Genomic DNA, 16,414 nt, shown 5'->3' on the forward strand with positions numbered 1-16,414 from the left:
CCGAATTCCGATGTGCCGATGCCCGTCATCGTTGCCGTGGCGACAATTTTGTCCGTGTGAACAATGCCGGTAACGGTGAGCGTGCCCGAGAAATTCCCGCTGGCGTCGGTCGTTAGGAAGCCGAGGTATCGCTCGCCTTCGCCGCCGCCATCGCTTTCAAAGAACTCGATGCGGGCGCCGGCGAAGTCCGAATCATTCGCCGCCGAACCGACGTAGCCCGAAAGCGTCAAATCGCTGCCGACCAGATTGGCGATTTCGATGATCGGATGGTCGATCAATTGGTTGGCACTGGTCGGCGTCAACGCTCCGTCATTCGTATTTTGTCCGTCGCCAAAGGCGGTTGTAAACGTGGTGTCCGCGTCGATGTCGATGCCGATGCCCGCGTTGGCGTAGATTGAGTTTTGCGTGAAGGTGTTATTTGTCGGATTTCCGCCTGCGTTCGTTAACAGGATGCCGGCTCCGCCGTCGCCACCAGATCCGGTGGTGCCGGAGATGATGTTTTTGGAGATTGTGTTGCCGCTGGTGTCCGCACCAAGTCCGATGCCGGCGGTGACCGCATTAACGATCGTGTTGTTTTCGATCAGGTTATTGCTGGCCGCGTACCACAGTTCGATGCCTTTGCCGTTGTAGGGCACCACGGTGGAGAGAATCGCGACATCGTGAACGTAGTTGCCACGAACCGTCGCATTGGCCGTGTCCACGGTGATTGCATCGCCCGCCGAGTGTGTTCCCCCGACAAACGCCACTTCGTTGTTTTCGAACAGGATCGCGCTGCTGTTTCCGTTGGCATCGCCGTTGAAACGAAGTCCGGAACCGTCGACGAAACCGATGTAGTTATTGCTAATACTGGCAGCACCATCGATTGCCATTCCTCGGAATCCACTGGTCGCTCCGGGGTCGGACCCGTCCGCATTGGCGCCGATGACCGTTCGCTGGATCGTGGCGTCACCGCCGGTGAAAACATTCTCGCTAACGCGAATCGTGGCACCACTTCCGGATTGCCCCGTCAACGCGAGGTCACTGACGATCGCACCGTCCGCGTCGATGTCGATTCCGTAGACGGCTCCGCCAAAGTCGACTTGCAGTTCTTGGCGCTGAACCGCGTCTAGCGTCAGGCCATCAACACCGACCGTGGTGGACACATTGACGTTTCCAACATTGCTGTCCAGCACGGTTGTGCCATCGGAAGAATCAAAAGCGGTTCCATCAATGGTGGTTTGGGCATCGGTCAGCATGGTAAGCGGGGTGGCCAATGAAATGGTCCACCAATCACCGCTGCCGCTGGTCGAATTCGTCGCCACGCCAGGAACGAACCGCATCGCGTTGGCACCGCTGATTGTGTTGGCGTTGTCAACGAACTGACGAAGCGAACCTTGGACGCTGCGGTTTTCTCCACCGACGTCGTCGCCATCGCGAACACCCGTGACGACGTTGAAGCTGAAACCGCTGTCGATGTTCGAGGCGTCGCTGCCAGCCACGGTGACTCGGGTGACATGTTCGGCGGTGAGCAGGGAAGATGCGTCATCGGATACGTCGGCGGTACGTCCGCCGAAGAGGGAACCGGCCCCAGGCTGGAAGCCTAGGCCACTGGCGGCCCCGGCGACCCCGTAGGTTTGCTCGGCCCAAACATCGGTCTGAGAAAAGCCGCTGTTGAGTCCTGCACTCGACGTGATCGTGCGAGAGTCGACGACGACAAAGTAGGTATCATCCAGCAAACTCGTAAACGAGTAGAAACCGCCCACATCTGTGGATGTGGTTGCGAACAACGTGTCGCCTGCTGAAATAACGTTGTCATCGTCGGCGTCTTGGTACAGATACACCGTCGTGCCAGCAGCACCGACGGCATCGGCAAGACTTGAGTCTCCGTTGACATCCTCAAAGATGTTTCCTTCGATTCGGTACGCATCCGTCACATCGATCGTGATAGTATTCGCGGTCGGATCGGTGTCGACTCCCGGCGAACCGCCGTCGTCGCGCACTTGGAAGTCGAACGTGGCGTAGGCAGTGCTGCTTTCACCCGCGATTGGCTGGAACTTAAACCGGCCTGCCGCGATATCGGTGACTGTCACCACTTGGCTTATCGATACGGCTTCTCCTGCGTCAATGACGCCATCATTATCCGCATCAACGTAAAGCGTTCCGCTGGTCGCCAACGTGTTGATCACAACCGATTGAAAACTATCGCCATCGACATCGCTGAAACCGAAATCGCTTTGGTTGAAGACGTAATCGCTATCTCGCAGTGTTGAAACCGTTGTGTCACTTCCGCTGGGGGCGTCGTTAAGGTCGGTGACGGTGATCCTAGCGACGGCTGCTTCGTCGCTGAACGCTGTGGTTCCGCCCGTCGAAGCAGCATTCACCTTGGTACCTGCGGTTGAGTTGTCGCTTTGATCCCAAGCAACGAAGGTCAGATTACCCTGCTCGCCACCGATACCATCTGGCTCATAGCGAATCAGATCAGAATCGCGAAGCACCAGCGCCGAGACCGCCGATACGGTACCCATGTTGCTCCAAGTCGATCCGCCATTGGTCGAGAACTGCCAAGTCCCGCTGCTGGCACTGATCGCACGAATCGCGATTCCCTCGGCTACGGATGGTCCATCTGGATCACTGATGTCAAAGCCCGCACCCGAGGCGATGATCGAGGCAACCGTTTGACCCGAGTTGCTCGTCTGGTCTTCCGTGATGGAATTGAGAGTGTAGAGTCCCGCCCCATCGTCGAGTAGCGGTGCGTCATTCTCGGCGACGATGTTGATTTCTGCTGTCGGAGCACTGTCATTTCTTACCGCTTGGATTTCCGTTGCATTGAGCGCTCGGTCGTAGATTCGGAAATCATCCAACACTCCGTCGTGTTCCTGAGCTGCAGTGTCCGACGAAAGGTATAACGAATGATTGCCCGTGATCGTGCCGGCCTTGACGTCTTGGTCCATTTGCACGCCGTCGACATAGAGCGTGAATGTATTGCCGCTCCGGGTGACCGCGATGTGAGCCCATTCGCCGACGGTAAACACGTTGTTTGCGACGGAGGTAGGGCCGGCAGACTGATGGTACCAAAACAAATCGTCTCCGTACTGGTTGAGCATCCAACCATCGGTTTGCCAGGTCCCGTCGCCATATTCCGCGATTCGACGTGTGCCAGCAGTGACACTGCCGGGTTTATTCCACAACGTGATCGTGAAATCACCGTCTGGTTTGAAGTCGTCGCTGTAGGGGATCTCGACATAGCCGCCCGTGTCCCCGAAATCGAGAGCATGACCGGATTCCCCTGTCACCCAATCGGTACCTGGATCCATGTTATTCAGCGTTCCGTCGTTACCGTTACCCGATAGATCATGCAGTGTATCGCCAGTGGCTTCGTCAAAGTTCCAATAGCCGACCAGTCCAGACGGGCCACCTGGCCCCCAACTCACGTGCTCGCTATCGGTCGTGCCGTCGTTGGTGACAAACGTAAGCGCCCGAGCGGTCGTATCGGGCGAATCGGAAGTGTTTTCGTAAGTTACCGTTCTGAGTACTTTCTCGTAATTGGCAGCGCTATCGGCTCCAGTCAAACTCAGCACACCGGTTCCGCTGTCGTAGCTGGCCGTGATGGAGGTGCCGGTCGTATCAGCGGCCAACAACTCGGCCGTTCCATCCAGTTGGTTCACAATCGTGATCGTTAGCGAAGCCAGATCTTCAAGATCAGCGTCGTAGACCGTGGCATCGACAAAATCAGACACCAACACCGGTCCGCCACCTTCGGTGAAGGTTGTGACGTAGTGGTTGTCGCTAGCGCCAGAACTATCGTTGGAGTCCAAGTCGATGACCGGGGCATCGTTCACCTCTGACACGACGATATTGCCGGTCGTTGTTTGGCTGGAATATGCCGTTGTTCCACCATTGGATGAAGCATCACCGTAAGATAGCACCGCGTTGGTCGACGGCGATGGTCCGCTGGTGCGGTCCCAACCACGGAACGTGAAGGTTGCCGTTTCGCCGGAATTACCATCAGGCAGGTATCGTAGATTGCTGGCAGATTCCAGGTGCAAGGCGTTGGCCTCGGAGAGGCCGGAAATATTCACCCACATTGAACCGTCAGTGGAATATTGCCAATTCCCGTTGCCAGTCACCCCCGTGATCGCCAGCCCGCTTTGGGAACCGGTATCAGCGTCGGCGTAGCCGCTGGTGGAAAGCAAGGTGGTGATCGGCAATGTGGCCGATGGTGTGTCTTCGTCGGTGCCAAACAGATTCACGACCGAATTGCCAAGTGTGGGCGCGTCGTTGACAGCGGTGACTTCGACGGTACTGGTTTGTACCACGCTGGTGTCATCGCCATCGTCGATGGTCCAACTGATGGTTCGATCTGTGGTTGACGGGGCGTCCGAAGTGTTTTCGAAGGTAACACTGCGCAGCGCTGCTTCGTACTCGGCGACCGTTGCGGTTCCCGATAGCGTCAGCGTGTCACCACTAAACACGCCGGTGATGCCATTCTGGTTGGTGAATCCCAATACATCAGCGCCGGATTGGAATCCGCTTGAAATCTGGATCGTTGCACCCTCCAGATCCGTGTCGTCCAAGTCCACCAGCGAAATATTTGAGTGCAACGTGGTTGCAGGATCATTCTCGGTGTAGGCAAGCGTATCACCATAGGAAGCAAATCCGTGGGATGTGGTCACGTTCGCTGCCGACATGCCGCCCATCGTTCCGTGATGTCCGTTGCCACTGTCGTCGGTGACACCGTCTGATCCCGTCGCCGCGCCAGTGAACGAATAGCTTGCCACCAAGTTGCTGCGAGAACCAGAAAGCGATTCATGCATCGAGGCTTTGACTTCGTCGGCAGTCAGGGCATCATTCCAGATTCGCACCTCATCCATCATTCCATCGAAGCGATAGCTCGTATTGAGCGGCCACCCCGAGATTCTCGCATTCGATGTCGCAAAAGCAGCTGCATCATTTGGCGATCCCAAACGTTGCGTCATGACTTGCTCGACGCCATCGATGATCAAACGGCTGCCCGTAACGCTGCCGTTGTGAAAGACGGCGGCGACGTGGTGCCACCCCGAGCTTAGGCCTGCGCTACTGATACCGTACAAGTCGCCTGACGCCGTGTTGAATCCAAAATGTCCACCATTGATCCATAGGTCATAGGACCCGAATCCGAAAGGCATCACACTATCGGTGCCATCCCAGTTCATCCAAAATTCGACAGTGACTTCGGTGCCGGCGTCAGTATTAACTGGCAATCCGGATAAGGTGATCGTGTCATCGCCGCTTTCGACGTTGATGACTTCGTTGCCTGGATCATCCAAATCCGACCCGGTCACCACGACCGCCGGATCGTTGATTGCGTTGATTGTTACAAGCGAAGCTGTCGCGTTAGTCGTGGTGTCGTTCACTCCATCCAGATCCGAGTCAGACGCCGTTTGCAGAGTGACGACACGAACCGCGCCGCCGGGCTCGTCGCTGGCATTGTCGTAGGCGATCGTGTCGACCAAGGCATTCGCGTCGGTGGACGAGATACCGCCTGACTTCGTAATCGTCACGGTCGCCGTTGTCGCGGCAGTCGAGACATTGACCTGATATCCATTTGCGATTGTTGTGGCCGAGAACGGATCCGTCAGCTTGACTTCTTGACCATCGATAACCAATCGTTCATCGTCACCGTTGGCCAGTCCATCAACCGTGAAAACGAGTGACGAGATCAGCTCGCCCGCCTCGACGGGATCGATCGACGCGCTGCTGAACAGTCCAACCGCTCCGCCGTTCTCGTTCCAGGTGGGAGAGTCCCCCGTCACACTGACTGCGGGTGCGTCGTCTACTTCATGCACCTTGATGACCAGCGTTTCGGCTGCCGAATCATCATCACCGTCATTCGCCACCAAAGTCAGCGTACGGTCGGACGTGTCGGGATCGTCGCTGTTGTTGTCGAAGGTGATTTCGGCAATCGCGTCCTTATAGTCCTGGAAGGTGACCGAACTCGCCGTGTCGCTGGTTAGCGTCAGCGTGATGCTGCCATCGGAACTGAGGTTTCCCGCCGGGATGCGGGACACGGAAATGCCCAACGCGTTGATTGCTGATTCGTTGACGTTCAGGATGTCACCGACCCGGCCATCGGTCAGCGTGACGGTCAGGGATTCAACGAAGGAATCATCAGGGTCCGTGATCACAAAATCGCTGTCCGAGATCGCGATCGGCCCGCCGTCTTCGGTAAAGACCGTCGTTCCCTGATTTGTTTGGATCGTGAAATCGCTGACGTTCAGTTGGTTGCCGGTTCCTGTGTAATTTGCCAATATCAGCGGCGCGATGTAGGCGGTGCCGTGACGGAACAGGGTCTGACTGAGTGCACCGGAATCGTATCCGCCCCCAAGTGTGACCGTATAGTCGGTTTCCGTTGTGGGAATCCCCGCATTGGAAACCAGTGGATATTGATAGGTGCCGCCGCTGGGCGACATGTTCCGAACTGCTTCCCCGGCTAGTAGGGTTGGCCCCGCCCATGCGGATCGCAATGTGATCACGTTTCCAACGATCGCATCTTGATCCCACAGATCGAATTCGAGATTGCGCGTGTACGTGTAGTCGGCATAGGTCTCGCCCAGACTATTGGTGTAGCCATACCATGCTATCGAACGATCGTTCGCCGTTGCTCCTTCGTACCAACCGGTTGTATCGCTGAGCACGATTTGAGTCGCGCCGGTGACCAAGTCGACCGCTAGTGTTGTGTCGACCGCCGCCGCGTACTTTCCGGTGTGCTGCGACATGATTTGGTCACCGTCAATGTCGTAGCTATAGAATCCGAGGTATTGTTTTTCGGCGGGATCATAGTTTCCACCAACGCCGTCGCCCGAAGATGCGGTCACCGAAACGTCATAGGTCTGGCTTGGATCGATCGCGATCCAGTTATCCGAACCATAGTTGACCTTGCCAATGTCCGTGCGAGATGACGAGCCGCCGAAATCACCAATGAATTCACCAAAGCCAGTTTGGATTTCCGGCGCATCGTTGACGGCGTTGACCGTCATATTCACGGTTCCCGCGTCCAGGTGCCCGTCGGTGTCGCGAATCGTGTAGTCGAAGCTATCGGCACCGTTGAAGTTGGTGCCGCCCGAGTAGGTAACTGTGCCGTCGCCATTGTTCGTGACCGTACCGCCGTTCGCGGTGGTGATCGACTGGTCAAAGACTTTCATTTCGACGGCATGGACGTTCATGCTACCCTGCCCGGAAGCCGAGCCAATTCCCCAGGCCAATCCTGTTTTTGTGCTGGTTTCTCCTTGCCAGTTGCCGTCATCCCGCCGCACGCCATCGACCAAAAACGCCGCCTTGGATGTCACCGAGTCATAGACAATTTCGAATTGGTGGTATTCGTCGGTTCCTGTTCCACCCGAGGTGACCGTAATATACTGATTGCCAAGATCGTCAATCAGTTCGACGACCAGATCGCCACTGGCGTCCAAGTCGAAATAGGCCAACATTCGTGTCGTGCCGTTTCCGTACCGTAAGAACGTTGTCCGCGTGTCGCTAAAGTCATCAACCATCCGTAGTTCCGCACTCACGGACCAACCGTTCGCATCCGCCAGGGCGGCGTCCGCCGGTGTCAATTCTTGCCTGTACGAGGTATAGACTGCCGATTCGCTGGTGTCTGAAATATTCCAGCCGTTTTGTCCCGTTGCTCCGTCTGGTGAGACGCTGCCTGCCGTCAAATTTCCCGTATTTGGATCGCCATCTTCGGTATCTTCAAACGTCCACTGGCCTCCAGCCACCGATGTAGGGTCGGGAGCGGAACCGGAGTCACCAGCGTCGTAGCTGGCAATGACTCGCTCAAAGCCGAGTACGGTCAGCGTGTCATTCTCAGGGTCGGTATCGTTACCGAGGACATCGACGACAACGGAACCATCTTCGTCAACACTGCGTGTATCGTCGACGCCGATCGGTGCCGTGTTGAGACCGTCGATGGTCACTTCCGCGGTGGCGGTATCGGACTGGCCGTTTCCATCACTGATCGTGTAGGTGAATGTGTCAGTGGCTGATTGTGCCACATCGAGATAGTCGAATTGACCGTTGGGATCATACAGAAAGCTGCCATCCGAATTCAGCGTCAGCAATGCTCCTGATGCCAGCGAAAACTGACTACCGACATTGACGCCAGACCCGTTGACTTCAGTGACCGTCAGTGTGTCGCCGTTGGCGTCTTGATCGTTGGCGACGACGCCCTCGATCGCGGCAACGTTCAGAACCGCATTCTCATTGGTCAAATACTCTTCGCTACTAGGATCGGACAGGTCTTGAATCTGTAGCGGTGTCAGCGCCTTGTCAAAGACGGCCACTTCGTCAATGCGTCCGTCAAATCGCCCATATCCATCGGCGTTGGCTCCGATCGACACTGCCCTGGTCGATGTGGCAACCGCGCCACCGACAGAGTGGGTTGCCGATCCGACGAGTAGACCATTCAAGTAGATCTTCATCTCGCCGGTTGCCGCGTCGTAGGTCGCCGCCGCATGGTGCCAGGAACCCGTGGTCAATTCCCCAGAACTAGCTATCAATGTGTCGGTGGTTCCACCTGCGTTCACACGCAATCGCAAACGTTCTTCACCGGCGACATTGACCGCCGCCAGCATCCAATCGTGATCGGCTTCCGCATTGGTGATCGATTTGGAGAGAATTCGAGCATCGGTGGTATCGAAATCATCAGCGTTGAACCACGCGGACATCGTGAGCCCCGTGCCGGACACATTGAAATCCCCCAGATTGACTTGACTGCTTGTTCCGTTGAATTCGGCTGCGGTATCGTTGTCATCAACAACACCGGTCGCTCCCAGCGTCGTATTGACATAGGTGCCATCATTAGCCCCCGTTTCGTCCGTCGCGGTCGTGCCCGTCGACTCGCCCAATCGCCAATATCCAATCGGAGAGAGACCGAGCGTGTTACTGGCGTATTGACTTGGGTCGTTCACCGCAATGGGCGCACTGTTGACGCCAAAGATTGTGATGGTCCCTACCGCCGTATCGATCTCTCCGTTGCCGTCATCCACCGTATAGGTGAAAGTCTCCGTTGCGGATTGTCCGACAACAAGGTGGTCGAAGGCCCCGTTGGGATCGTAAACCAAGTCGCCAAGTGATCCGACAGTCAGTTTCGCGCCGGAAGCCAAGGTGAACTGGGAATCCACGTTTGCACCGCTGCCATTGACTTGGGTGACCGTTAGTGCGTTGAGGTCATTGCTGAGAATGCCGCTGGCCGCGGCAATGTTGATCTGTGTGTTGGGATCGGTGCTGAAGAGAGTCCATTGCGGTCCGGCGGTGCCTGATCCGCCGTCGACGAACGTGCCGTTGTTGGTGCCGGCGGAATCGATGGTCGTTGATCCCGATCCTTCGTTGAATTGCCAGTTGCCAAGAAGTCCGGTTTGGGGCGATAGTACCTGATTGAGGTTGGTCTGGATCTCTGTTTGGGTACGCGCGGTATCCCAAATTCGGACATCGTCAATTTGCCCGTTGAAATACTGTCCGGTCGGCGAATTTTCCCGACTGCCAATACGGAAAGTGTCTTTGTCCGCGTGCGAGTCGCCGATGTTGCCTGACCCGTTGTAAACCTCGACCACTACACCGTTGACGTAGGTAGTGATCACGCCGTTGTCGTTGGAAACGGCCAAGTGGGACCACTGATTCAGTGGGATAACGTATCCGGTGTTATGCCATGTCCAGCCTGGGTTTGTGTTGGTGATCGCCCAACGTAGCGTACCGGTGTCGCTGATCCCAATCTCATATTCGCCCTCTCGATTCAGAACAATTGAACCGGACGTTGCATTGTAAGCAGCGGGATTGACCCACGCCTCCATCGTCATCGATGTCCCAGTGATCTCCAATTGCGTTCCACTTCCAACGTCAACGTAGTCATCCACGCCGTCAAAAGTCAAACTGGCTCTATCATCGACCGCAAACAGACCAGCGACATCGTTGACCGCGATTGCCATCACTTCACTGTACGAATTGCCCGCAGCATCCGTGACTTCAATCGTGATATTGTGCGACGTATCGATCTCGAAATCCAATTGAGACCCATCGGCAACGGTCACTTCACCCGTGTTCGTATCGATTGTAAATCGACCGTTCGCATCGTTCGTGATGGTGAAAGTGAAATTGCTGAGTACTTCAGACGCATCCCATTCAATGACGACGTCCGGAGTACCGGGGATTCCATCCGTATCGCCCCAGGTTCCGTCAACATTCCATAAGAACGCGTAGTCGTGCGTTGCGATGTTGTTGGGTTCCGTGCCGGACCAGTTGGAGTAGGCGCCATTTTGAGCGTTTCCCGAAGAATCACCCAACCAGAATAGATCGCCAGCCTCAGTGCCGTCATACCAGCGGTATTCTCCCTCAACAATCGCATCGGAAGCACCCAGCCAAAGGTAGTCATTCGCGTCGGTGGCAAACTGATACACCAGCTGCTGCTCGTAATCAGAACGGATTGTCACCAACTGGCCATTGACGCCATTAAGTGAGGATCCCGTGGCAATCGTCAGCGCGGAAGTCCAATCGGTATCCGCGTCGACATAGCGATAAAACTTGCCGGTCGCTGCGTCGTAGGAGAGCGTTGCATCGTTGTTGAGAATGGTTGAGACGGCGTCGGGGATTTCAATGACCCGGATGTCGCCAACGACCGCCGCTGCATCACCTGATTCCAATGACTCGAACGCCAGCGTCGTGCTCGTGCTGTCAGCTGTGAAAATCATGCTGCGATGATTCCACAGCATGTTGGTGTACGACCAGCTTGTGTTCTTTTCAGCAACGAAGTCTTCAGATTGTCCGCCTGCCGAGACTCGATACGCCAAGGATGGATCGGAACCCCAGTCGCCCGACTCGACGAACACAACCTGATAAGACTTACCCACCTCAGTAGTCAGGTCTTGCGAGAGCAGCCCAGGAATCGTGCCCGCTAGCTCGACGGACCAACCACCCATCGGCGTGCCATCCCAATAGGTATCAACCAGAACCAGCTCGTCAGTGACATCCCAATCGCCAATCGTTTGACCATCGGTATAGAGTAGCCAGGCTGTTGGGTTGGCTGCGTTGAGGAATCGTCCATCGCTGACGATGTCGTTGTGAACATCAGGATCGGTTGGCACCACGTACCCGACGCTAGTTCCATCGGCACTGTTTTCGTTGATGTTCAAATCGCCGATGGGCGTGCTGGCAGCGAAACCGCCACCGCTCGCATGACCGATGCTCAGGTTGTTGCCGCCGACGACATCGACCACTTCGCTGGATCCGTTAAAGCCGTCCATTTGCCAGTTCGCGACCAGCCCGCTGGGCAAACTCCCAGCATCAAACTTCTGCTGATGGTTCAGTGCGATCTCGTCAGCCGATCTGACTTCGTTCCAAATGCGGACGTCGTACAGCGTTCCGGAGAACACGTCGATGGTATTGAAGCCTCCCAACACAGTGTCTTGATCTTGACCAAATACGAGTTCACCCGTTCCGGTCAGTGATTGGCCGGTTTGGTAACCTGTAAACGACTCGACCAGATCGCCATCGACATAAAAGGTGACTGTGCCGTTCGTGGCGTCCCAGCCAACGGCAACATGATGTAGCTCGCCATCAAATAGCTCTGCATAGGAACCCGTGGTGCTTTGAATGGGCGATCCGGTTGAGCTGGCTGCAAACCAGATGCGACCGTCACTTTTCAGCAGCAACGCCAACTCTTCGTCATTGCTTCCGTCGGCGTAGGACAGCAACGGCGTGAGGTCGGTGCCAGGTGTACTGACTGCGAAGGACGTTTCAATCGTCACGCTTGTCAAGCCGTCAAGGATGGCACCGCCATTATCGGCCACCAGGTACGCATCGTTGCCGCCGTCGGCGTTTAACTCGATCCCACTGGAAAGATTGGTGGGGGCGTTATCTGACTCGGCCAAATCATTCAGCGAAACCGTGAAGGCTTCTTCGTACCAGTTGCCGTCAACGTCGATCACTCGCACCATAAGGCTATGAGAGGCATTTGTTTCGTAGTCGAGCAGTGAGCCATCGGCGACTGTGATCTGACCCGTGTCGGTATCGATGGAAAACGCACCGGCCACCGTTTGCGTTTGAATCGCGTAGGTCAACGCTTGCGTCGCATCGAGCACCGCGTCGGCGTCCCACTCGATGATGTAGTTATGCGGAGATCCCGTTGTGCCGGCGTCGTACCATTGCCCGGATGTGGAATCGAGTCGGATGGCGTCCTCGGCTGCGCCGACGTCATTGGGTTGGCTACCCGAAACCCAGTTTGCGTACTCGCCGGTGCGATATCCATCGATCGCTCCATCCCAGAACTTGTCGGCTTCCGCACCGCCCTCAATCCACCGCCACTCGCCTTCGGTGGTTGCGTCGGTACCACCAAGCCAGACACTGCCGCCTCCGGTCTCCGTGTTTGCCAAATTCGTGACGAATTCGTTCTCTGCCGCAGAGCGAATTGCGGCAAGCTGGCCATTGATGCCGTTCAATCCCGTCGATTCAGCACTCGTTTTGGCCACGCTCCAATCAATGGCCCCTGCGACGACCTTGTAGAATTTGCCTGTTTCGGCGCTGTACCGCAGATCGGAGTCGGCAGCCAGCAACGCTGCGATCTGGGCTTCGCGTTCGGCATCGATTCCCAAAACGCTTCCGACGACGGTTTCTGCGATGCTGTTCTCGTCCAAAGAAAATGTCAGCGTGGCTTCGCTTGACGTGAATCCGCTGATCGCGGTGTGTTTGACCGTCAAGTTATTTCCGCTGACCGACTCGGTAATGACTCCGTCGGACGACAGATTGTCAAAGTTCCACTGGGCAAGCATCCCGGTCTCATCGTGAGGCAATGCGGACCGGTAGGACGCTTGCACTTCCGTTGCCGTTCGCACATCCGCGAAGACCCTCGCGTTATACAGGGTTCCACCAAACTCTTGAGCGGGTGAGAATCCACCTTCCACTGAATCTTGTTCCTGCCCAAACAGAAGCGCGCCACCCGAACCGAGAGTCGTTCCGGTGGCCAATCCGGTACCGCTGTCGATCAAGACGCCATCGTGAAAAATTTGCCAGTTTCCAGCGGTGTTGTCCCATGTAAACGACAGCGACTGACGCTGCCCGTCGGCTAGCGTTGAATAGTCAAAGCCGCTTGATGTCACCAATCCACCATTGAGGTAGATCTGCAGATCGGTGCCGACACCGTAGAGGAGAAAACTATTGGCGTTCCCCGATGTCGCGTAAGAGAGAATCGCCACGTTGGAAAAGTTGGTGGTCGCAAACTGGACCTCCGCCGTGAATTCTGTTCGACCACCAAGAATCGCACCGCCATCGTCGGCCAGCAGATAGATGTCGTCACCGCCGTCATCGTTGAAGGACACTCCACCAAGATCGGTCACAGTGGTCACCAGATCGCTGGGCACCGGGTCGACCGGCGCAGCGACGGCGTCGTACACGAACGTAAAGGGGCGAACCACGGTTGTTTCGCCGGTGTTGGTTGAGACTTCGTTGTCAGTACCCCAGGCGGATCCATCCCAGGCGATGTAGTGCAGGTCGCTGTCACTGTCCAACGCCGAAAACATCAGCGAGTCTGACAGAGGATCCGATGCCAACATCATGGAATTCGCATAGGCACCAATATTGGGCATGCTCAGTTCGCCCGACCAGCCGCCGCCACTGGTCCAAGTCTGGTAGCGAGGCGTGGTCGCAGCCTCGGAATAGACAGCCATCAAATCACCCGATTGGCTCTCGAATCCAACGGCGACGTCTTGCGAGTTTCCTGTCCAGGCAGCGGTGCTGGCCAGCAGTGTGTCGCCCCAGGCGTTACCATCCCACACGGCGAACGCGATTTGATTCTGTGATCCGCCCGCAACGACCCCGATGGCGATCCGATCACTTGTGGCATCCGAAGCGATCGTCGTGAAGTTGACGTCGGTTTCCGAGAAATTATTGGGCAGCGCGAGCGTTTGAGCGCCACTCCAAGTGCTACCATTCCAGATTTGAAAATTTAGGTCGTTGAAGTTGTTGGTCCCATCATAGACGACCATTGCATGGCCACTCTGGCTCTCGAAGGCAACAGCGATCTCATCCCCGTCGCCTACCGTGGCCGTATCGAGAACCACGGTGTTCCCCCAACTCGATCCGTCCCACACAGCGGCCCACTCATCGGTGGCGTCATCGCTGACGACCAATACGATTTCATTGCTCGTTGGGTTTGCCTCCAGTCGTATGTTTTGAGCGACCCCTGCGTCGGGCGCGGTAACCGTCTGCTCAGCGGACCACGATGTCCCGTCCCAGATGCGGTAGGAGACACTTGCAGTCCCACCATCGCCATTGTTCCAGACGAGCATCGCATCACCGCTCGAACTCTCGTAGACCACGTCGAAGCTTTGGTCGGTGGTACTGGCGCTAAAGTCAAGTGAGAAAGGGAGCGCGGCCCAAGTCGAACCGTCCCAAATTTCTCCCTTAATAAATCCGGATGTATCGACACCAACAACAATGATTTCGTCACGCGTTGGTGCCTCGGCTGCCTCAATCATCCTCAACTGCCCGATGTTTGCCGAGTCGCCCGCACCCAGAAAACCAGTTCCGTTCCATTCGTTGAAGTTCGGAGTTGAGTCACCCGAGTCTCTCCAGATCGCCGTGCCGGACGGCGGCGAAGTCAACTCAGCCACATCGGTTGCTGTCAGCGCACGATCATAGAAACGGACGTCATCGATCAATCCCGTGAATTCACCGCCTACGCCACCAGAATTGTAAGCACCGATCGTGATCGACGTTGCACTGCTGACGTCGTCAAAATACGCAGTGGTGTCAGTCGTACTCGAGTACGAAACCGCCCCACCGGTCAGTTCGACCCCGTCAATGTAGATGGAATTGCCCGATCCGTTGGTGGCGACTGCAACGTGGTGCCAGTTTCCATCGTTGATCGACGCGGTTGACGTTGCTCGAACGACGGACGCGTTGGCGACGTTGACGCTCCAAATTAGCTTTCCATTGTCGATCCACAAGGAAGCGAAATTCGACGCAGTTCCATCATTGATGTCCAAGATCGTATTAAAACCTGTGTCGGAAGTGTTGACCCACGCCGATATCGTTCCTTCCGTCTGGGGCGCATAACTGGCGATGGAGGTCGTTAGGTCGACGTAGTCACCCGTGCCATCGAGTGTCAGTTTTCCGTCACCGATTTGGTTGGTCCCTGACGTGGTATCGATCGATGCGTCGCCCTGGAGCGAACCGTCATTCGAATTCCCGCTACTGTCGGTCGCACCCGAACCGGAATCAAACGTATAGTGACCCTCAAGTCCTGTGGTGATATCGAGTGTCCCTCGCCACGAAGCTTGCGCTATGTAGCCGAAGGCGACATCCGTATCGACGTCGCCAACGGAATACTCCAAAATCCAGTCACCGCCGAGATCTTCATGCCCTGTCGCATCATCACTGGCGGCCACATCGGCGTTGGTGACCAGCGCAATCATGTCGATCAGGTCCTGGCCCGCCTCGGTCGACGCCAGATCACAACCGTAGATCAGAATGTCGCCGTCGGCGTCGAGTGCATGCCCCCACGAGGCGATTTCGCCGGCGTAGCCGGGGGCTTCTTCGACATCGAGCCGTGCATTGCCAAGTGTGATCCCTTCACCGTCACCGTGGCTGATAATATGAATCGCATCAATGCCGTTGAGTGATTCGAGCGCACGCGTGATCTGGTCAATTCCGTTGGAATCACCATCGAGATGAAACACAGCCCACTGCGTGTGAGCATCTGAATCCGCTCGCAGTCCGTCGAGCAGCGTGTCGGCATCGTCAACCTTTCCGTCAATGAAGACCACTTCTAACGGTTGTGCCGGATCGTGGGGCGGAGCGTCGACGAAGTCATGACTCAAACTGGCATCGGATGGGTGCGCAGCGGTAGCGTCGGGTCCAGTTTCAAAGACGTTCGTATCGAGTACTTCGCCATCCGCATCGGCGAAATCGGCCATCAGCGACGCTGCGAGATCCGCATCGATATCCGTAGAACCGTCAAGTCCGTCAAGACCCTCCCCGCTAAGCAGGATTCGGTCTTCGAGTGGGTAGAAGTCGAATTCGCGACTCATGTTTCCGTGCCTATCATCCGTGAGGCGTTCGTCTTTTCCTAATCGTTGGATCGCCCCGAGTGCGCAGAGTCCGCGCAGAACAATCCACCGCATATAGTCGCCAAGATCGACCGATGACTCAGAGCATTGACGAAAGAAGTCGGGTCACGAGGTTTGTAGGGATTGCGCTGGAGTCGTAGCCTTCAGGCGATCTGCGGTATGAGTTGGAGTCGTAGCCTTTAGGCGATCTGCGGTAGGAGTTGGAGTCGTAGCCTTTAGGCGATTGCGGTTGGAGTAGCTTGTTCGGACGGGCGGCTAAAGCCTGAACTCCAACGTGCGCTGGAGTCGTAGCCTTTAGGCGATTGCGGCTGGAGTTGGAGTCGTAGCCTTTAGGCGATTGCGGT

The 16,414-nt window shown here is 56.3% G+C and carries 1 protein-coding gene (running past one end of the window); it reads right to left on the reverse strand.

Going from position 1 to position 16,414, the window contains the following annotated elements:
* A protein-coding gene (locus Poly41_RS08720) for a VCBS domain-containing protein (RefSeq protein ID WP_197231165.1) crosses the window boundary here: on the reverse strand, positions 1-16,031 show its 5' end (the start). Its footprint begins 18,826 nt before the window's first position; the window shows 16,031 of its 34,857 coding nt (coding positions 1-16,031); it begins with the start codon at positions 16,029-16,031; its stop codon lies off the left edge, out of view.
* Between the last annotated feature and the right edge of the window lie 383 nt (positions 16,032-16,414).

The sequence above is a fragment of the Novipirellula artificiosorum genome (genome assembly GCF_007860135.1).
GTDB classification, from domain to species: domain Bacteria; phylum Planctomycetota; class Planctomycetia; order Pirellulales; family Pirellulaceae; genus Novipirellula_A; species Novipirellula_A artificiosorum.